Below are 16,847 nucleotides of genomic sequence, written 5' to 3'. Positions count from 1 at the left end.
GCGATACCATTGCCGCAAAACAGGACAAACAGGAGAGGTGGGATGCGCATTCTCGAAGTCGCGGCGATGGCTGCCGCGCTGACATTGGCAGGTGCGGCACACGCCCAGGCTGTCGGCAGCGTGCCCCCGGCAAGCGCCCCGGGCGGAGGTGCCCCCGAGATGCGCGGCCCCGACGAACGCATGACCGACTTCAACCGGATGCGCGACGACGTCTCCGGGCGCACCGCCGGCCCCACCCGGTCGACACGCCCGGTCCCCGCGAGCCCGGGGGACATCACCGCCGGCAGCGAAGTGCGGGATTCGAAGGGCGTCGTGATCGGCACGGTCGACAGGGTCGGCACGGGGTTCGCGGTGGTCGCCAGCCCGGGGGGCAAGATCGAGGTCGAATTCGCGTCGTTCGCCAAGAACAACAAGGGGCTGCTGATCAACATGCCCAAAGCCAAATTCGACGCGATCCTGGCCGGCCTCGCCAAGCCGGCGAACTGAGCGGATCGAAGCCGGCTCAGCCGGCGGCGCGCAGCGATCCGCGTATCGCGCCGTGGAACAGCCAGGCCTCGGCCTCGGCAATGCTGTCGAAACAATGCGTATCGGGTCCGCGCCCGGCCAGCGCGCGCTGCAGCTGGCTGCGCGCCAGCGTGCGGCCGATCACGAAGGCGAGCCGCCGCGAGCGATATTCGGGCGCGCCGAGCATGCGCTGAAACCCGGCGACGCTTTCCTGCGGCTGTATCTTCATGCCGCGCAGATCGTTGATCGTCAGATGCTGATTGCGGCCGCAGGTCAGCTTCGCATGCGCGACGTTGCGCGCTTCGTAGAATGCCTCGATATCCTCGGGGCTGAACAGTCCGGCCATCGTGATCCGCACCAGATCGCGTTCGGGCTCGGCATGAATGGAGAAAGTCGCGCTCATCGGTTCATTATAGGAGGAAGGCGTTTCCGTATTCTGAATCCCGGATTTTCGCCCGATTGATCCGAAACCGCGCAAGCCGCGATTGCATACGCGGCCCTCTGGCGCGACCAGTGTCGCGAGGAGGTAGCATGGCAGAGTTCGCACCGCGCAGTCCCGCCGTTGCCCTAGGCAGGAGTCGTGCCCCCTCGGCGGCGGCTTCCGGCCCGCTCGACAATGCGCCGCGCGTCCAGCGGCTGGTCCAGCGCGCCGCCGCCCTCAACGCCGATCCGGCGCCGATCCAGCTGAACGGCAGCGACAAGGACAAGGACAAAGGCAAGAAGAAGCCCAACAACAAGAAGCAGGCGAAGATCAAGGCAGCGGTCGCCGGCAAGGCCAAGGCCAAGGCCAAGAAGGTCGAAAAAATCAAGAAGAGCGCGCGGGGCTATAACGAAACCGACGCAACCGACGCCGAGCTCGACGCGGCGATCAAGGGCGGCAAGCTCAACAAGATGCGCGCCGGGCACCTCAGCAAGAACAAGACCAAGAAGATGAATTCCGGCACCATCGGCACGCTCGCGGGGCTCAACAAGACCATCAAGGACCAGCGCGCGAAAGAGGGCAAGAAAAAGGACGAGAGCGACGACGATTACGAAGAGGAAGACGACGCCTTCGACGACGTCGACTATGAGGACACCGGTCGCAAGCCGCCGCGCAAGGATGACGACGATCCGCCGGCTTCCGGTGCTGCCGGTGCCGCCGGTGCCGCCGGTGCCGCGGGTATCACCGCCTGACCCTCGGCCGGTATCGTCTCAGCCGACGCCCTCCAGCGCCTTTTGCCGCCGCCGCTGCACCGAACTGCCGATCCCGATCGCCTCGCGATATTTCGCCACGGTGCGCCGCGCGATGTCGAATCCCTTGGCGTTGAGCAGTTCGACCAAAGTGTCGTCGGACAGGATCTTCTTGGGATCCTCGGCCTGGATCAGCGCGCGGATCGCGCTCTTCACGGCTTCGGCCGACACTGCGTCGCCGCCTTCCGACGATTGGATGGCGCTGGTGAAGAAATATTTGAGCTCGAACAGCCCGCGCGCGCAGCTCAGATATTTGTTAGACGTGACTCGGCTCACGGTCGATTCGTGCATCTCGATCACGTCGGCGACCTGGCGCAACGTCATCGGCCTGAGATGCGCGACACCGTGCAGGAAGAACGCCTCCTGCTGCGTCACGATCTCGCTCGCCACCTTGATGATCGTGCGCTGGCGCTGATCGAGCGCCTTGACCAGCCAATTGGCGCTGGCGAGCATGTCGGACATCCACGCCTTGCTGGCCTTGTCCTGCTTGCCCGCCGAGATCTCGGCATAATAAGCGCGGTTGACCAGCAATTTGGGCAAGGTCGCCGAATTGATCTCGACTGCCCAGCCCGCGCCGCGGCGCGCGACGAAGATGTCCGGCACCACCGCCATCATCGGCTCGCCGCCATAGCGGCAGCCGGGCTTGGGATCATAGTCGCGCAGCTCGCGGATCATGTCCGCCAGATCCTCGTCGTCGACGTTGCACAGCCGCTTGAGCCGCGCACGATCGCCGCGCGCGACGAGCTCGAGATTGTCGATCAACCGCGCCATGCACGGGTCGTAGCGATCGGCTTCCTTCGCCTGCAGCGCGATGCACTCGGCCAGGTTGCGCGCGCCCACCCCGGTGGGATCGAAGGTCTGGACCTTCGCGAGGACGCCCTCGACCCGCGCCAGCGGCACGTTCAGCCGGCTGGCAATGTCGAGCAGCGAAGCGGTGAGATAGCCGGCCTCGTCGATCTGGTCGATCAGATGCGCGGCGACGAACAAATCGGCGCCGTCGACGCTCGCTCCCGCCTGCGCCATCAGATGGTCGGCGAGGCTGAGCTCCGCGGAGCGCATATTGTCGAAATCAGGCCCGTCTTCGGAGCCGCCCCCGCCCGTCCCGCCCAGCCCGAGGCTGCCGTCGAGCCCGCCGATCGAATCGGCGGCGCTGTCGTGATGGAAGGTCTCCGCGGTGAAATCGACGTCGAGCGCCGCCTCGCCCGCCGTTTCGCCGCCGCCCGCCAGCAGCTCGCCGGCATCGGCGGGGCCGTCGCGCACCGGCTCGAAATCCGGCTCGGGCGCCGCGGGCTCGGCCGAATCGTCGCTACTTCGCTGGGCATCGAGCAGCGGGTTCTTGTCGAGCTCCTCGGCAATGAAGGTCTCGATCTCGAGATTGGACAGCGCCAGCAGCTTGATCGCCTGCTGGAGCTGCGGCGTCATCACCAGCGATTGCGACTGCCGCAGGTCGAGGCGCGGGGCGAGCGACATCAGCCCCTCCGCTCGTCATCCCGGCGAAGGCCGGGATCCAGAGCCGCAAGCGAAACGCCCCGAACCCTGGATCCCGGCCTTCGCCGGGATGACGGGAACAGAGGACGCGCCACGCTCATATCCTAAAGCTCGAAACTCTCGCCGAGGTACAGCCGGCGGACATTCTCGTCGCGGACGAGATCCTCGGGCGAGCCGGCGAACAGCACGCGGCCGTCATAGATGATGTAGCCGCGGTCGACGATGTCGAGCGTCTCGCGGACATTGTGGTCGGTGATCAGCACGCCGATCCCGCGCGACTTGAGCTGGAGCACGAGCTCGCGAATGTCCGAGATCGACAGCGGATCGATCCCCGCGAACGGCTCGTCGAGCAGGATGATCGTCGGGTCGGCGGCAAGCGCGCGCGCGATCTCGGCGCGGCGGCGCTCGCCGCCCGACAGCGCCATCGCCGGCGACGTGCGCAGCCGGGTCAGCCCGAATTCGTCGAGCAATTGCTCGAGCCGCGCCCGCCGCGTCGCCTTGTCGGGCTCGGCGAGCTCGAGCACCGCCAAGATGTTCTGCTCGACCGTCATCCCGCGGAAGATCGACGTCTCCTGCGGCAGATAGCCCAGCCCGAGAATCGCACGGCGATACATCGGCAGCCGGGTGATGTCCTCGCCGTCCAGCATGATCCGGCCCGAATCGGGCTTCACCAGTCCCATCACCGAATAGAAGCAGGTGGTCTTGCCCGCGCCGTTCGGCCCGAGCAGTCCGACCACTTCACCGCGCCCGACCGAGACCGAAACGTCGGTGAGCACCACGCGCTTGTCATAGGATTTGGCGATCGAAACCACCGCCAGCCCCTTGTCGGGGAGCGGGGCTGGATCGACAACCGGGTGCTCGAGCATGGCGACGTCGTTCATCAAGGCTTCCTGCGCGGACTATGCATCTCGCCGCATATAGGCGGTTGGCAGGATTCCTGCAGGAGATTCCTGGCGATGAAAAGCGAAACTGCGGCAGTGCGGTGAAAAACGGCGGCTATTGCCCGTCGCGCTTGGGCACCGAGAAGCGCCCGGTCACCCGTCCGCCGCTGTTCTGCACCCCCGGCTGGCCGGGCGTCGGCGTCCCGCCGCGTACGCCCGAACCGTCGATCGTCGCCCGGCCGGTGTCGAGGTCGATCGACAGGCGGCCGCCGGAAACGGTATTGGTGCCCTGGCGCAAGGTCACGCCGCCGACCATCGTGATCACGCGGCGATTGAGGTCGTAGACGGCATATTGCGAGCGCGCGGTCTGCTCGGGGCGGTTGACCGTCACCCCGCCGGCCGCGTCGAGCCGCGACACCTGCGGCGAGCCTTCGCTCACCTGGCCGGTATAGGTGACGGTCACCCGCGCCGCCGTGAGCGTCATCGCCGCCTGCTTGATCTGGACATTGCCCGAGAGGATCGCGCGGTTGGCGCGGTCCTGCAACTCGATCCGATCGGACGCTACGTCGATCGGCGCGTTGGTGTTGTGGCCCGATTGCGCCAGCGCCGGCGCGGATGCGGCCAGCGTCAGCATCAGCGCGAGGCCGGCCGGAACGGAGCGACAGTTCATCATCATCTATTTGCGCGCCGCGGCTGGATGCGCAAGCGTGCTCTCCCTTCGAGTGAGACAGTACGGCGCTCGAGATCGGCAGTCAGCTTGTTCGCGCTGAACACCCCCGAGGGAGTGCTGCCGGTGACTGCACCGCCGCTTTCGAGCTTGCGGGTCTTGAGATCGACCGTCGCGTTGGTCGTATTCAAGACATAGCCGTCGGCAGCCTGGAACTTGAGCGGACCATCGATCGCGACGCGCTGGTTGCTCATGTTGTAATGTCCACTGTCCGCCTTGATCGAGGCCGGACCGTCGTCGAGCCGGATTTCGGCAGCCAGATCGTTCAGCCGCACGATTGGCTCGGCCGAGCTGCGCTGCACCGCCGAGCCGGCATGCAAGTGGAAGGGGCGGCCCTTGTCGTCACCGCCGCGATATTCGGCGGCATCGATACGCAGGCGCTCGGGGGAAATGTCGACCTTGTTCTTGTCGAGCAGGAAGCTGACGTCGCCGCCCATCAGCAAGGGCGAGATCACGAGGAACGCGCCGAGCACGCCGATCCCCATCGGCAGCACGACCAGCCCCGCGCGCACGAAACGATCGTGGCTGCTGCCGGGATGCGCCCAGCCGCGCTTCTGCGAGCGAAGGCGCGCGGCGACGTCAGACATGGAAGACCATGTCCGACAGATAGGTTTCAATCGGCGTGGCGCTAGATATGCGCAAAGATATCCACCTCGGGCCAGCCGGCAAGATCCAGCTCCGCCCGCCACGGAAGAAAGTCGAAAGCGGCCTGGGCGAGCGGCATCCGCCCTTCACGCTCGAGACGCTTGTCGAGTTCCACTTTCATCGCATGGAGAAAGCGCACGTCCGACGCGGCATAGTCTTTCTGCGCGTCCGACAGCTCGGGGCCGCCCCAGTCCGAGGACTGTTGCTGCTTGGAGATTTCCTGCCCGACCAGTTCGCGCACCAGATCCTTGAGCCCATGTCGGTCGGTATAGGTGCGCACCAGCCGCGACGCGATCTTGGTGCAATAGACCGGCGCTGCCGTGACGCCGAGATAGAAACGGATCGCCGCCAGATCGAACCGCGCGAAATGGTAGAGCTTGAGCCGCTCGGGGTCCGCCAGCACGGCGCGCAGATTGGGCGCATCATATGCCGAGCGCGGCCCGAACCGCACGAGATGCTCGTCGCCGCTGCCGTCGGAAAGCTGGACGACGCACAGGCGGTCGCGCGGCGTGATCAGCCCCATCGTCTCGGTATCTACGGCGATCGACGCACCCGGAGCGAACACGCCCTCGGGCAGGTCTTCTTCATGAAAATGCACAGTCATGCCGCGCGCATAGGCGCGTTGCGCGTTTACCTCAATGCTCTCCGGGCGGCGACGCGTTAACTGCCGCGGCCTTCTTCTCCCGCGCCCGCCGCGACCAGATGTTGAGGATCTCGACTCCGGCCGAAAACGCCATCGCCGTATAGATATAGCCCTTGGGGATATGCGCGCCGAAGCCCTCGGCGATCAGCACCATCCCGATCATCAGCAGGAAGCCGAGCGCCAGCATCACCACGGTCGGGTTGCCGTTGATGAAATTGGCGAGCGGCGTCGCGGCGACCAGCATCACCGTCACGGCGACCACCACTGCGACGTACATGATCTCGACATGCTCGGTCATGCCGACCGCAGTGAGGATCGAATCGATCGAGAAGACGATGTCGAGCAACAGGATCTGGACGATCGCCGCAGTGAAATTGATCGACGCGACATGCTTCTTGTCGAGCAGATCGTCGCTTTGATGCGTGTCGACCGAATGGTGGATCTCCTTGGTCGCCTTCCACACCAGGAACAGCCCGCCAGCGATCAGGATCAGGTCGCGCCACGAGAATTGCGTCTCGAACGCCGGCTCGCCATGCGCCCCGAGCGGTCCGACCAGCCCGAGGTCGAACACCGGCGCCACCAGCCCGACGATCCATGCGATCATCGTCAGCAGCGCGAGCCGCATCACCAGCGCCAGGCTGATGCCGATCGTGCGCGCCTTCTGACGCTGCGCCTCGGGCAGCTTGTTCGACAGAATCGAAATGAAGATCAGATTGTCGATGCCGAGGACGACCTCCATCACGATCAATGTGACGAGCGCGACCCATGCGGCCGGACTGGCGATCAATTCGGCGATTTGCTCCATGACGCACCTGTGCCGTGCGCCGAACCGTGGCGCAAGCGCCGCAGTCTCCGCAAATCTGGCCTAATCAAGTCGATTTTCGGTCGCGCGCTGTACGAATTTGGGCTATGCCGATTCTGTGGCGCTGTTTTTTGTGCCCGAACACCTGCGTTATTCGTCCGGCGCTTGGGTTTTGATTGAGTATGGGCGAACCGGGAAGACGAACAGGGCATGAGTTTTGATCGAGGGCGCCGTGGGGATCGCGGCGGGCGCGGCAGAGACAAGCGCGACGGTTTTGGCGACGAAGGCGGCGGCGGCGGTAGCAGCTTTGGCGGTGGTGATCGCGGCGGCTTCGGCGGCGGCGGTGGCTTCAGCGGCGGCGGCGGCGGTTTCGGTGGTGATCGCGGCGGCTTCAGTGGCGGCGGCTTCAGCGGCGGCGGTGGCGGTGGCTATCGCGGCGGTGGTGGCGGCGGCTTCAGCGGCGGCGGCGGCGGCGGTGGTTTCCGCGGCGGCGGCGGTGGCGGTGGCGGCGGCATGCCCCCCCAGGTCGTCGGCGAAGCGACGGGCGTCGTAAAATTCTTCAATTCGCAAAAGGGCTTCGGCTTCGTCGTTCGCGATGACGGCGGCGAAGACGTGTTCGTCCACATCTCGGCAGTCGAGCAGGCCGGTCTCACCGGTCTCGCCGAAGGCCAGCCGATGGGCTTCACGCTCGTCGATCGTGGCGGCCGCATCTCGGCGACCGATCTCAAGATCGACGGCGAGCCGATGCCGGTGACCGATTCGGGTCCGCCGCGCGATCGCGACGCGGGCCCCGGCGCCCCTCGCGGCGGTGCCGGTGGTGCGGGTGGTCCGCAGCGCCAGCTGACCGGCGAGAAAGCGTCCGGAACGGTCAAGTTCTTCAACGCGATGAAGGGCTTCGGCTTCATTCAGCGCGACGATGGCCAGCCCGACGCATTCGTCCACATCAGCGCCGTCGAGCGCGCCGGCATGCCGACGCTCAACGAAGGCGACCGTCTCGAGTTCGAGCTCGAAGTCGATCGCCGCGGCAAATATGCGGCAGTGAACCTCACGCCCGGCAGCTGATCTCAGCCAAGCCGATAGCGAAAGGGCCGGGCGGCAACGTCCGGCCCTTTTCGTTTGGCTCGGGGCGTAATCTCTAAATCTATCTCGTCACCCCGGCGAAGGCCGGGGCCCAGGGCCACAAGTACTTCGGCCCGCAATTCTGGATCCCGGCCCTCGCCGGGATGACGGCTGCGGGCCCGCTTCAGCCCAGCACCCGCCCCACCCGCACCAACGTCCCGCTCGGATCGCTGACCGCGAATTCGTAGGTACCCCAAGGCTTGCGGTGCGGCGCGCCCGGCTCGATGATCAACTCGCGGACCCGATCGGCCACGGCGTCGACGTCCTCGACATAGAGGTAGAGCCCAAAGGGGTTGTCCTCGAGCTTCGCCGGCCAGCCTTTCATGCGGTTGAGATGCAGGTGCCCGCCGCGCCCGTCCTCCAGAATGCGGTAATCGCCATGATCGCTGACCACGCGGAACCCGAGCCGCTGGTAAAAGCGCTCGCTGGCATCGAGATCGTTGCTCGGCAAGATCGCCACCACGCGGTGTGCTTCGCTCATTCACCGTCTCCTGAAATTGGCGCCGCACCCTGCACCGGCACTGCAGCCCGCGCGAGTTCGAAACCGCAGCAAAAAAACGCCGCTTCCGGACGAAGCTGCCCAAAAGTCCGGCGCGGCAGCCACGCGATGCGCTACATGCGAATCGCGAGGCAGCATGGCGGAAATCGATCCGCGCGCGAGGCGCACCCGCCATGTCTGGGCGCGGCGTGCAGTCGCCCGCATGCTTTTCGAAGGCCGCACCGGCGACAAGCTCCAGCGCCGGCTCGCCGCACTGATCGCGGCGCGATCTGCCCGCACCGGCGACGATGCCGGCATTGGCGGCGGCTGCCGCACAGCTGGCGATCGCCGCTCGTGGCTGAGGGGCGAAGCCGCCTGCCCCGCCGCCGAGCTCGCGACGCAGATGATCGCCTGCGGCCGGATTGGCGCTGCTATCCCGTCAGGATCAGCAAGGCCCCGCCCAGGATCCCCAGCACGCCCGCCGCCCGCCCCGCGGTCACCCGCTCCTTGAGCACGAACGTCGCGATCAGCAGCGCGGTCACCATCCCCGTCTCGCGCAGCGCCGCCAGCGGCGCAGTCGGTCCGAGCGCGAACGCACTGAGCGCCAGCCCATAGGTCAGGATCGACAGCGCGCCCGCCGCCGCGCCGGGGCGCCATTGCGACCGCGCCGAGGCGAAGATCCGCCCGCGCGACAGCAATGCGAACATCGCCACGGTCAGGCTGCCCATCAGCACGAACATCCACACGATGAAGCTCGCCGGCGTCGGCGCCGCGCGCACGCCATGCGCATCGACCACGGTATAGGCCGCGATCATCACCCCGGTGAGCAATGCCCAGCCCAGCCCGGCGCGGCCGATATGCCGCCCACCGACCATCCCGAACAGCGCCGCGCCGATCAGCGCGATTCCTGCCAATTCGCGCCCGCTCGCCGCCTCGCCGAACACCCCGACCGCAAGCGCCGCGGTGACCAAAGGCGCGGTCCCGCGCAGGATCGGATAGGCCGCGGAAAAGTCGCTCGCCTCGAATGCGCGCACCAGGGCGTAGAGATAGAGGCAGTGGATCAACGCGGTCGCCGCCAGCCAGCCCCAGGCTCCCTCCGGCAGCGGCACGAGCAAGGTCGCCGGCAACAGCAGCACCGCGCTCGATCCGTCGATCAGCGCGCGCCCGGCCATCTTGTCCTTGCCGCCCTTGAGGATCGCGTTCACCACCGCGTGGATCGATCCCGAGGCGATCATCATCGCCGGGGCGAGGGTTTCGGCTCTCACTGCAGCGGGATCGGCTTGCCCGCCACCATGACATAGCCGACATGGAGCACCGCGGCGGGGTCGGTCAGCGGATCGCCGTCGACGGCGATCAGATCGGCCGACTTGCCCGGATCCAGCGTGCCGATTTCGGCGGAAAGCCCGAGCAGATCGGCGCCCCCCTTGGTCGCGGCGATCAGCGCGTCGCGCGGCGTTATTCCCGCCTTCGACACCATCAGCCCGATCTCCTCGCCGTTGCGGCCGTGCGGATAGACCGCGGCGTCAGTGCCGAGCGCGATCTTGACCCCCGCTTTGTAGGCGCGGCCCAGCGCCTTGCCCCATTGATCGAGCGTCTGGCGCGCCTTGAACTCGGCATTGGGGCTGAAGATGCCCTTGCCGAGATACAGGTTGAGCCCGCTGAACGCCATCAACGTCGCCGAGAAGTACGTCCCCTTGGCCTTCATCAGCTGGACGTCCACATCGTCGGCGAACGTGCCGTGCTCGATCGAATCGACTCCGGCGCGCACCGCCGCCTCGATCCCGCGCGCGCCATGTGCATGCGCGGCGCATTTGCGGTGCATCTCGTGCGCGGTGTCGCAGATCGCCTTCATCTCGGCGTCGGTGAAATGCTGCTCGAGCCCCATCGCGCCCGCATCGAGCACCCCGCCGGTCGCGTGGAACTTGATCGCATCGACTCCCGCCGCGGCAAGTTTGCGCACCGCCTTGGCGCATTCGGCAGCGCCGGTGCACACCCAAAATTGCGCGCCTTCATGATCGATCGCGTTGCGCAATTCGGGTGCCATCCCGGCGGTCATGTCGCCATGCCCGCCGATGATCGACAGCGCCGGCCCCGAGACGAGGATGCGCGGCCCCGGAAAGCCCCCCTCGGCGACTGCATCGCGCATCGCGAGGCTGGCATCAGTGCCGCCGCCGAGATCGCGCACCGTGGTGAAGCCCGCGCGCGCGGTGATCAGCGCGTTCCTCAGTCCGACCGTCGTCGCATAGGCTTCGGAATATTTGGTGGTCAGCCCCTGATACCAGGGCTCGCCGGCATTCATCGTGAGATGGACATGGACGTCGATCAGCCCTGGCAGCACGGTCTTGCCGCGCATGTCGACCACCGTCGCGCCGGCCGGAGCAGTGGCGCCGTCCTCGACTCGCACGATCCGTCCCTTTTCGACGATCAAGGTCGAAGGCCCGCGCGCCGGCTTTGCCGCGTCGACGATCAGGTGGCCCGCCTGGATCGCATAGGTCTGGGCGATCGCCGGCGGCGCCAGCGCGAGCAGAGCAGTGGCGGCAAGCAGCGTGCGGATCATGGTTGGTCTCCCCCTTTTCCGCCAAGCTTATTGCAAGCCGCCGCGAAGTCGAGGGGGTCAGGTCACCAGTTTCCGAAGCCCCGCGATCGTGTCCGCCTCGCGCGCCGGCTTGTCGGTGCGGATCCGGCTGATCCGCGGGAAGCGCATCGCCAGCCCCGATTTGTGCCGCTTCGATTCGTGGATCGAATCGAACGCCACTTCGAGCACCAGCGACTTGTCGGTCTCGCGCACCGGGCCGAAGCGATTGACCGTGTGGTTGCGGACATGATGGTCGAGCCATTTGAGCTCTTCGTCGGTGAAGCCGAAATAGGCCTTGCCCACCGGGAGCAATTCGCCCGCCTCGGTCCACGCGCCGAACGTGAAGTCCGAATAAAAGGAGCTGCGTTTGCCGTTGCCGCGCTGGGCATACATCAGCACGCAATCGGCGTTGAGCGGATCGCGCTTCCATTTGTACCACAAACCGGCGCGCCGCCCGCCGACATATGGCGAATCGCGCCGCTTGAGCATCACCCCTTCGATCGCCGCGTCACGCGCACCCGCGCGGATTTCCTCGAGCGACGCGAAGTCCGCCGCCTCGATCACCGCCGACACGTCGAACCGCTCGGGGTCGAGCCCGGCGGCGAATGCCTCCAGCCGCCCGCGCCGTTCGGACCAGGGCAATGCGCGCAGATCCTCGAGCCCATCGAACAAGATGTCGTAGAGCCGCACGAATGCCGGATATTCAGCAAGCGTCTTGGCCGCGACAATCTTCCGCCCTAGCCGCTGCTGGAGCGCATTGAAGCTCCCCGCGCCGCCTTCACCGCCCTGCGCATTGCCCTTCACCAGCAATTCGCCGTCGAGCACCCCCGGCGTGACGAACGCCTTCGCCACTTCGGGGAAGCTGTGCGTGATGTCGTCGCCCGCGCGACTGTAGAGCCGCGTCTCGCCCGCGACATGGACGATCTGCACCCGGATCCCGTCCCATTTCCACTCGGCGGCATACTCGTCGAGGCTGACGCTCGCTTCCTCGAGCGGATGCGCGAGCATGAACGGCCGGAACACCGGCACATTCTCCGGCGTCGGCTGGGTGCCGCGCCCCTCGGCCCAGTCGAACAAGGGTGTATAAGGCGGCACCAGCCCGTGCCAAACCTCCTCGACCGCATCGACGTCGAGCCCGAACGCCTGCGCCAGCGCGGTCTTGGCCAGCCGCGCCGACACCCCGACCCGCAGCCCGCCGGTAGCCAGCTTGAGCAAGGCGAAGCGCTCGTCGGCCTCGAGCCGGTCGAGCATCGACGCGAGCGCCGCCGGCGCGTCGGACTTGGAGATCGTGCCGAGTACCTGCACCACTTCGGAAAGCGTCAGCGGCGCCGCCACTACTTTCCCACCCTCGGGCTCGGGCCACAGCAAGGCGACCGTCTCGGCCGAATCGCCGACAAAATCGCGGCTCAATGCGAACAGCACCGGATCGACGCGTGCCTCGATCAGCGCGCGGATCAGCGCGGGCTTGACCGCGGGCAAGTCGAGGCTGCCGGTCAGCGCCGCCATCGCCCAGCCGCGGTCGGGATCGGGCGTGTTCGTCAGATAATCGCCGATCAGCCGCAATTTGGCATTGCGCGAGCGAGTGTAGATCAGGGCATCGAGCAGGTCGGCAAAGGCGCGCATGGCGACGCAACGCATAGCGCGGCCGATGCGCTCCCGTTACGACGTTCGTCATGCGAATGACGAGACTTTTGCCGATCGTGGCGGCGGCGTGCCTGCTCGGCTGCCTTTTATGGGGCTTTCTGGAGGCGCGCGCCGATCCGATCGTGCGGCGCGCCGACATCGCCTTGCCCGATTGGCCCGCCGGCGCGCCACCGCTGCGGCTGGTGCTGCTGAGCGACCTGCATGCCGGCAACCTTGCCGTCACGCCCGCCCGGCTCGGGCGAGTAGTTGCGCAGGTCAATGCGCTGCGCCCCGATCTCATCCTCATCGCCGGCGATTTCACACCGGGAAGCGAGACGATCGACGCGGCGACGGCGAGCGCCACGCTGGCGCCGCTCAAGCGCCTGCGCGCGCGGCTGGGAGTCGTCGCGGTGCCCGGCAATCACGATCACTGGACCGGGCTCGGCGCGGTTCGAACCGCGCTCGATGCGGCGGGGGTGACCTTGCTCGCCAATCAGGCGGCGGTGCGTGGGCCGCTGGCGATCGCGGCGGTGGACGACGACTATTCGGAGCATGCGCGGACCGCGCCGACCCTCGCCGCGGCGCGCCGGCTGCCCGGCGCGAAGCTGGTGCTCAGCCACTCGCCCGACATCGCGCCGCTGCTGCCGCCGGATTTTCCGCTTCTCCTCGCCGGCCACACGCATTGCGGGCAAGTGGTTATCCCGTTTTACGGTTCGCTCGATCCGGTCTCGCGCTACCAGGACCGCTATCGCTGCGGCGTGATCCGCGAAGGCGCGCGCCGAGTGATCGTCACCGCCGGCATCGGCGGCAGCCTGCCCTTCCGCCTCAATGCGCCGCCGGACCTCTGGCTGCTGGCGCTCGGTCCGGCGTCGGGGCGATAAAGTTTGGGTTCCGGCACCTGAAAGACCACGCTGTTCCCCGGCGAAGGCCGGGGCCCAGCATCGGCCCAGTGGCGAGAGAATGGGCCCCTACAGGGCGCTCGCAACTGGGCCCCGGCCTCCGCCGGGGAACAGATCTGGATCTCGCGGCAACTCTAACCCCTGCCCATCGACACGATCGGCACGAAGCAGCCGAGGATCAGCCTCCGGGCATCGAAGGGCGGCTCGCCCGCGCTGTCCATCCGCGGATCGTCGTGCATCCGCGCTTCGGCGGCTTCGAAAAACGCCTTGTCGGGCCAGATTTGCCAGGTGAAGACGATCTTCTCGCCAGCCTCCGCGGCAACCGCGCGACGGAAGTCGGTCTGCTTGCCCTCTGGCACCAGATCCTCCCACGATTCGACGATCTCCAGGCAGCCATATTCCCGGAAGAACCCCGCCCCGCGCTCGGCCCATCGTCGATAGTCGTCGATCCGCTCGGCAGGCACCGGGATCACGAGGCCACAGACATACATCGCGCACGTCCTTCTGCTGTTGCGGAGGCAAGCCTGCCACATTCGCCGGCAATATCGAAGCGGCGCCCCGATCGCCGTTCATGGCGCCGCCACAAAGTTGCGGCTAAGCTCACGCCGCCGGCAGCATGCCGGCTTGGGAAGAGGGTTCCGCACCTATGAAGTTCATCGTTCCGGCCGCCGCCGCGCTTGCGTTTCTCACGCCCGGCGCGTTCGCCCAGACCACGCCCGCACCAGCGCCCGCGCCTGCCGCCGCGACCGCCAAGTTCAGCCTCGACACGCCGATCGAAGCGCTGGTCGCCGATCCGCAGGCGAAGGCCGTGCTCGACGCCGACCTTCCCGGCGTATCGACTCACCCGTCCTACGACATGTTCAAGGGCATGAGCCTGCGCGCGGTCCAGCCGATGTCGAACGGCAAGCTCACCGACGAGGCGCTCAAGAAGGTCGAAACCGACCTCGCCGCGATCAAGTAACCACTTCCCCTCTCCCGTCGGGAGAGGGTTGCGCAGACTTGGGTTTTGCGAAGCAAAGCCTTAGTCGGAGCTGGGTGAGGGGATCCCGCTCTCGATGGCGGGACACCCTCACCTGGCGCCGCTCAGCCCTTGCGGCTGGCCTCGAACAGGAACCAGGCGCGCTCCTCGGCCTGGTCGGTCCACTCGTCGACGATTCCGCTGGTGGCGTTGTCGCCGGCATCCTCGGCGGCCTGCTTCACGGCGCGGAAGCTCTCGACCAGCTTGAGATTGTCGTCGCGCAATTCGGCGAGCATATCGCCCGGCGCGACGAAGTCGGCGTCGTTATCCTGGATCGTCTGGCGCCGCGCGATGTCGCCGATCGAGCGGATCGTGACGTTGCCGGTCTTGCGCACGCGCTCGGCGATTGCATCGGTGACGCCGTAGATCTGCGCCGCCTGATCGTCGAGCAGCAGGTGATAGTCGCGAAAATGCGGCCCCGAGACGTGCCAGTGGAAGTTCTTGGTCTTGAAATAGAGCGCGAAGCTGTCCGCCAGCGCGCTGTTCAGAGCGTCCGCCACGCTCTTGGTGTCGTTGCGATTGAGATCGGTGGGCGTCTGTAGCGCCTTGGTGTCTGCCATCATGTCCTCCGGAAAAACGATACGGTTGCCCAACGAACCCGATATAGGGTTGGCTCCGCCGCCTGCCACGGCAAATTTCGATGACTGCGATCCGCCGCTTCGATCAGCCGGTCAGCCGGTCAGCCGCAGCGCGCCGAGCCCGATGACGATCCCCGCGAGCAGGAACAGCAGAGACGCCGCAAACCGCAGCCAGCGCAGCGGCAGCCGGGTCCATCCGGCCTCGCCCAGCGTCGCGGCGACCATCGCGACGACGAGCGCGCCGAGCGTCGCTCCCGCCGCCGCCAGCCACGGCGTACCGCCCGCCGCCAGCGCAAAGGTGAAGAACTGGGTCTGCTCGCCCAACGCGACCACGAACACCCCGAGCAGTGGCGTGACCAACGGTCCGAAGCGCCACCGATCGAGCCGGCTCGGCAGCTTCGCGCGGATCACCCCGGTGACTGCGCCCGCGACCAGGGCGACCGCGAGCAGCAGCGACTGCGCCTCGGGGGTGAGGCTCGGCCCCACCGCCGCCCCGGCCAGCGCGGCGAGCACGCTGCCGATACCGTGCGCGAGCCCCGCGGCCAGCGCCACGCTGATCGGCCGCTTGAAGCGATCGGCGAGGATAGCCGTCAGCAGCGCCGGCCGGTCCGCCGGCTGGGCGAGCAATGCGAGCAGAAAAGCGGGCACGAGGACTTCCATATGCCCGGCAGGATAGAGTGATTTGGTGAAATTCGGCTAACGACCGGCAGCGCTCGCGCAAATCCTATCCCGCCGGGGGGAGGATTGCGCGGGGATCGGCCAGCCCCGCCTTGACTTTTCCCCGAGACTCGCGCATCCGCCGCGGCCTGACAGCGGTGCGCCCGTGCGCGCCGCTATTTCTTTTCGCACGATTCAAGGGTTTCGGGTCATGGCTAAGCCGACCACTGTCAAGATCAAGCTCGTCAGCACGGCGGACACCGGGTTCTTCTACGTCACCAAGAAGAATCCGCGCACGCAGACCGAGAAATTCTCCTTCCGCAAGTACGATCCCGTCGTGCGCAAGCATGTCGAGTTCAAGGAAGCCAAGATCAAGTAAGCTCGGCAGAGGCCACCCCCGCCCTGCACCCGGAACCTCGCGCGGTTTCGGCGATTGGTGCGCGAGGCCCGGCTCCGGCCGGCCCACGCAACACAAGGGGAATTTCATGAAGTTCATGCTCAAGGCGACCGCGATTGCCGGCCTTCTCGCGCTCGGGGCGTGCGGCGGCAATGCCGACGATCGGGCTGCCGACAATATCGAGGCCGCGGCCGAGAACCAGTCGGACGCGCTCGAGGCGCAGGCCGACGCCGCCAAGGCAGCCGGCAACGATCAGCTCCACGATTCGCTCGAAGCCCAGGCCGACAATGTCGAGGATCGCGGCGACGCCGCAGCCGACAAGGCCGATGACGATGACGACGCCCGCGTCGAGCAGCAGTTCAAGAACACGCTGTAATTCCGCCGCAAGGCACGAAGGGCGCGGGCTGCGAGGCCGGCGCCCTTTTTCGTTTCCCCTCCCGCCCGCATCGGCCTAAGACCCTGCCATCCCCGGGGGACCGCTGGCGCAGCGGTTGAGAGGAGGGCCGCAGCCCTCGACCCGCTGAACCTGATCCGGCTGACACCGGCGTAGGGAGGGAGCGGCTTCCGCCCAGAGGTCCGTTTT

At 67.0% G+C, this 16,847-nt stretch carries 21 protein-coding genes and 1 riboswitch; of the genes, 7 read left to right on the top strand and 14 right to left on the bottom strand.

Going from position 1 to position 16,847, the window contains the following annotated elements; genetic code table 11:
- The first annotated feature begins 42 nt into the window (after positions 1-42).
- Entirely contained in the window at positions 43-486 is a 444-nt protein-coding gene (locus E5A73_RS12470) for a hypothetical protein (protein ID WP_135964133.1), read from the top strand.
- A 16-nt stretch (positions 487-502) separates the two neighbouring features.
- On the opposite strand, the gene E5A73_RS12465 is transcribed toward E5A73_RS12470, so the two are convergent.
- Positions 503-907: a hypothetical protein gene (locus tag E5A73_RS12465; protein ID WP_135964132.1), complete on the bottom strand. Its 405-nt coding sequence runs from the start codon at positions 905-907 to the stop codon at positions 503-505.
- Between the two features lie 128 nt (positions 908-1,035).
- Between E5A73_RS12465 and E5A73_RS12460 the strand changes: the two genes are divergently transcribed.
- Positions 1,036-1,677 carry a hypothetical protein gene (locus E5A73_RS12460; protein ID WP_135964131.1) on the top strand — a complete coding sequence of 214 codons (642 nt, stop codon included), beginning with the start codon at positions 1,036-1,038 and terminating at the stop codon, positions 1,675-1,677.
- Positions 1,678-1,695: 18 nt separating this feature from the next.
- Here E5A73_RS12460 and rpoN read toward each other — a convergent pair whose 3' ends face one another.
- The 6 genes from rpoN to E5A73_RS12430 form a co-directional block, all read right to left on the bottom strand.
- A complete protein-coding gene (gene rpoN / locus E5A73_RS12455) occupies positions 1,696-3,204 on the bottom strand; it encodes an RNA polymerase factor sigma-54 (RefSeq protein WP_135964130.1) in 1,509 nt (502 codons plus the stop codon).
- A 122-nt stretch (positions 3,205-3,326) separates the two neighbouring features.
- Positions 3,327-4,103 (bottom strand): LPS export ABC transporter ATP-binding protein, encoded by a 777-nt coding sequence (gene lptB / locus E5A73_RS12450; protein ID WP_206366478.1) that lies wholly within the window; start codon positions 4,101-4,103, stop codon positions 3,327-3,329.
- A 115-nt stretch (positions 4,104-4,218) separates the two neighbouring features.
- Positions 4,219-4,773: an LptA/OstA family protein gene (locus tag E5A73_RS12445; RefSeq protein WP_135964129.1), complete on the bottom strand. Its 555-nt coding sequence runs from the start codon at positions 4,771-4,773 to the stop codon at positions 4,219-4,221.
- Positions 4,774-4,775: 2 nt separating this feature from the next.
- Positions 4,776-5,417 (bottom strand): LPS export ABC transporter periplasmic protein LptC, encoded by a 642-nt coding sequence (lptC, locus tag E5A73_RS12440; protein ID WP_135964128.1) that lies wholly within the window; start codon positions 5,415-5,417, stop codon positions 4,776-4,778.
- Positions 5,418-5,458: 41 nt separating this feature from the next.
- A complete protein-coding gene (locus tag E5A73_RS12435) occupies positions 5,459-6,079 on the bottom strand; it encodes a ribonuclease D (protein ID WP_135964127.1) in 621 nt (206 codons plus the stop codon).
- Between the two features lie 31 nt (positions 6,080-6,110).
- A complete protein-coding gene (locus E5A73_RS12430) occupies positions 6,111-6,923 on the bottom strand; it encodes a TerC family protein (RefSeq protein ID WP_135964126.1) in 813 nt (270 codons plus the stop codon).
- Positions 6,924-7,130: 207 nt separating this feature from the next.
- On the opposite strand from E5A73_RS12430, the gene E5A73_RS21910 reads away from it, so the two are divergent.
- Positions 7,131-7,982, top strand: a complete 852-nt coding sequence (locus E5A73_RS21910) for a cold-shock protein (RefSeq protein ID WP_135964125.1) — start codon at positions 7,131-7,133, stop codon at positions 7,980-7,982.
- A 181-nt stretch (positions 7,983-8,163) separates the two neighbouring features.
- Here the strand turns inward: E5A73_RS21910 and E5A73_RS12420 are convergent, their stop codons facing one another.
- The 4 genes from E5A73_RS12420 to E5A73_RS12405 form a co-directional block, all read right to left on the bottom strand.
- On the bottom strand, positions 8,164-8,520 hold the full coding sequence (locus tag E5A73_RS12420; RefSeq protein ID WP_135964124.1) for a VOC family protein: 357 nt from the start codon (positions 8,518-8,520) through the stop codon (positions 8,164-8,166).
- A 428-nt stretch (positions 8,521-8,948) separates the two neighbouring features.
- On the bottom strand, positions 8,949-9,782 hold the full coding sequence (locus E5A73_RS12415; RefSeq protein WP_240700157.1) for a DMT family transporter: 834 nt from the start codon (positions 9,780-9,782) through the stop codon (positions 8,949-8,951).
- A complete protein-coding gene (locus tag E5A73_RS12410) occupies positions 9,779-11,074 on the bottom strand; it encodes a metal-dependent hydrolase family protein (RefSeq protein WP_135964123.1) in 1,296 nt (431 codons plus the stop codon). Before E5A73_RS12410 ends, E5A73_RS12415 begins: the two co-directional genes overlap by 4 nt.
- A gap of 57 nt (positions 11,075-11,131) precedes the next feature.
- The gene (locus E5A73_RS12405; protein ID WP_135964246.1) at positions 11,132-12,715 is read right to left on the bottom strand and encodes a cisplatin damage response ATP-dependent DNA ligase; all 1,584 of its coding nucleotides are present in this window, start codon (positions 12,713-12,715) and stop codon (positions 11,132-11,134) included.
- A 56-nt stretch (positions 12,716-12,771) separates the two neighbouring features.
- Here E5A73_RS12405 and E5A73_RS12400 point away from each other — a divergent pair, with 56 nt between their 5' ends.
- Positions 12,772-13,596: a metallophosphoesterase gene (locus tag E5A73_RS12400; protein WP_135964122.1), complete on the top strand. Its 825-nt coding sequence runs from the start codon at positions 12,772-12,774 to the stop codon at positions 13,594-13,596.
- Positions 13,597-13,748: 152 nt separating this feature from the next.
- Here E5A73_RS12400 and E5A73_RS12395 read toward each other — a convergent pair whose 3' ends face one another.
- A complete protein-coding gene (locus E5A73_RS12395; RefSeq protein ID WP_135964121.1) occupies positions 13,749-14,105 on the bottom strand; it encodes a DUF1428 domain-containing protein in 357 nt (118 codons plus the stop codon).
- Positions 14,106-14,260: 155 nt separating this feature from the next.
- Here E5A73_RS12395 and E5A73_RS12390 point away from each other — a divergent pair, with 155 nt between their 5' ends.
- Positions 14,261-14,575 carry a hypothetical protein gene (locus E5A73_RS12390; RefSeq protein WP_135964120.1) on the top strand — a complete coding sequence of 105 codons (315 nt, stop codon included), beginning with the start codon at positions 14,261-14,263 and terminating at the stop codon, positions 14,573-14,575.
- A gap of 122 nt (positions 14,576-14,697) precedes the next feature.
- Here the strand turns inward: E5A73_RS12390 and E5A73_RS12385 are convergent, their stop codons facing one another.
- Together E5A73_RS12385 and E5A73_RS12380 are read right to left on the bottom strand one after the other, a co-directional pair.
- Positions 14,698-15,192 (bottom strand): Dps family protein, encoded by a 495-nt coding sequence (locus E5A73_RS12385; RefSeq protein WP_135964119.1) that lies wholly within the window; start codon positions 15,190-15,192, stop codon positions 14,698-14,700.
- A 111-nt stretch (positions 15,193-15,303) separates the two neighbouring features.
- Complete coding sequence (locus tag E5A73_RS12380; protein ID WP_240700156.1) at positions 15,304-15,858, bottom strand: TMEM165/GDT1 family protein; 555 nt, start codon at positions 15,856-15,858, stop codon at positions 15,304-15,306.
- Positions 15,859-16,078: 220 nt separating this feature from the next.
- On the opposite strand from E5A73_RS12380, the gene rpmG reads away from it, so the two are divergent.
- Complete coding sequence (gene rpmG / locus E5A73_RS12375) at positions 16,079-16,246, top strand: 50S ribosomal protein L33 (RefSeq protein WP_025560997.1); 168 nt, start codon at positions 16,079-16,081, stop codon at positions 16,244-16,246.
- 106 nt (positions 16,247-16,352) lie between these two features.
- Complete coding sequence (locus tag E5A73_RS12370) at positions 16,353-16,640, top strand: hypothetical protein (protein ID WP_135964117.1); 288 nt, start codon at positions 16,353-16,355, stop codon at positions 16,638-16,640.
- A gap of 83 nt (positions 16,641-16,723) precedes the next feature.
- Positions 16,724-16,834: riboswitch (TPP riboswitch) on the top strand.
- Positions 16,835-16,847: the final 13 nt, after the last annotated feature.

Source organism: Sphingomonas gei (assembly GCF_004792685.1).
In the GTDB taxonomy this organism is placed as follows: Bacteria; Pseudomonadota; Alphaproteobacteria; order Sphingomonadales; family Sphingomonadaceae; genus Sphingomonas; species Sphingomonas gei.
This window is presented reverse-complemented; position numbering and strand designations above follow the sequence as displayed.

Coding starts and splice junctions, on each gene's coding strand:
- E5A73_RS12470 (WP_135964133.1), top strand. CDS start 43: ATGCGCATTCTCGAAGTCGCGGCGATGGCTGCCGCGCTGACATTGGCA.
- E5A73_RS12465 (WP_135964132.1), bottom strand. CDS start 907: ATGAGCGCGACTTTCTCCATTCATGCCGAGCCCGAACGCGATCTGGTG.
- E5A73_RS12460 (WP_135964131.1), top strand. CDS start 1,036: ATGGCAGAGTTCGCACCGCGCAGTCCCGCCGTTGCCCTAGGCAGGAGT.
- rpoN (WP_135964130.1), bottom strand. CDS start 3,204: ATGTCGCTCGCCCCGCGCCTCGACCTGCGGCAGTCGCAATCGCTGGTG.
- lptB (WP_206366478.1), bottom strand. CDS start 4,103: ATGAACGACGTCGCCATGCTCGAGCACCCGGTTGTCGATCCAGCCCCG.
- E5A73_RS12445 (WP_135964129.1), bottom strand. CDS start 4,773: ATGAACTGTCGCTCCGTTCCGGCCGGCCTCGCGCTGATGCTGACGCTG.
- lptC (WP_135964128.1), bottom strand. CDS start 5,417: ATGTCTGACGTCGCCGCGCGCCTTCGCTCGCAGAAGCGCGGCTGGGCG.
- E5A73_RS12435 (WP_135964127.1), bottom strand. CDS start 6,079: ATGACTGTGCATTTTCATGAAGAAGACCTGCCCGAGGGCGTGTTCGCT.
- E5A73_RS12430 (WP_135964126.1), bottom strand. CDS start 6,923: ATGGAGCAAATCGCCGAATTGATCGCCAGTCCGGCCGCATGGGTCGCG.
- E5A73_RS21910 (WP_135964125.1), top strand. CDS start 7,131: ATGAGTTTTGATCGAGGGCGCCGTGGGGATCGCGGCGGGCGCGGCAGA.
- E5A73_RS12420 (WP_135964124.1), bottom strand. CDS start 8,520: ATGAGCGAAGCACACCGCGTGGTGGCGATCTTGCCGAGCAACGATCTC.
- E5A73_RS12410 (WP_135964123.1), bottom strand. CDS start 11,074: ATGATCCGCACGCTGCTTGCCGCCACTGCTCTGCTCGCGCTGGCGCCG.
- E5A73_RS12405 (WP_135964246.1), bottom strand. CDS start 12,715: ATGCGCGCCTTTGCCGACCTGCTCGATGCCCTGATCTACACTCGCTCG.
- E5A73_RS12400 (WP_135964122.1), top strand. CDS start 12,772: ATGACGAGACTTTTGCCGATCGTGGCGGCGGCGTGCCTGCTCGGCTGC.
- E5A73_RS12395 (WP_135964121.1), bottom strand. CDS start 14,105: ATGTATGTCTGTGGCCTCGTGATCCCGGTGCCTGCCGAGCGGATCGAC.
- E5A73_RS12390 (WP_135964120.1), top strand. CDS start 14,261: ATGAAGTTCATCGTTCCGGCCGCCGCCGCGCTTGCGTTTCTCACGCCC.
- E5A73_RS12385 (WP_135964119.1), bottom strand. CDS start 15,192: ATGGCAGACACCAAGGCGCTACAGACGCCCACCGATCTCAATCGCAAC.
- rpmG (WP_025560997.1), top strand. CDS start 16,079: ATGGCTAAGCCGACCACTGTCAAGATCAAGCTCGTCAGCACGGCGGAC.
- E5A73_RS12370 (WP_135964117.1), top strand. CDS start 16,353: ATGAAGTTCATGCTCAAGGCGACCGCGATTGCCGGCCTTCTCGCGCTC.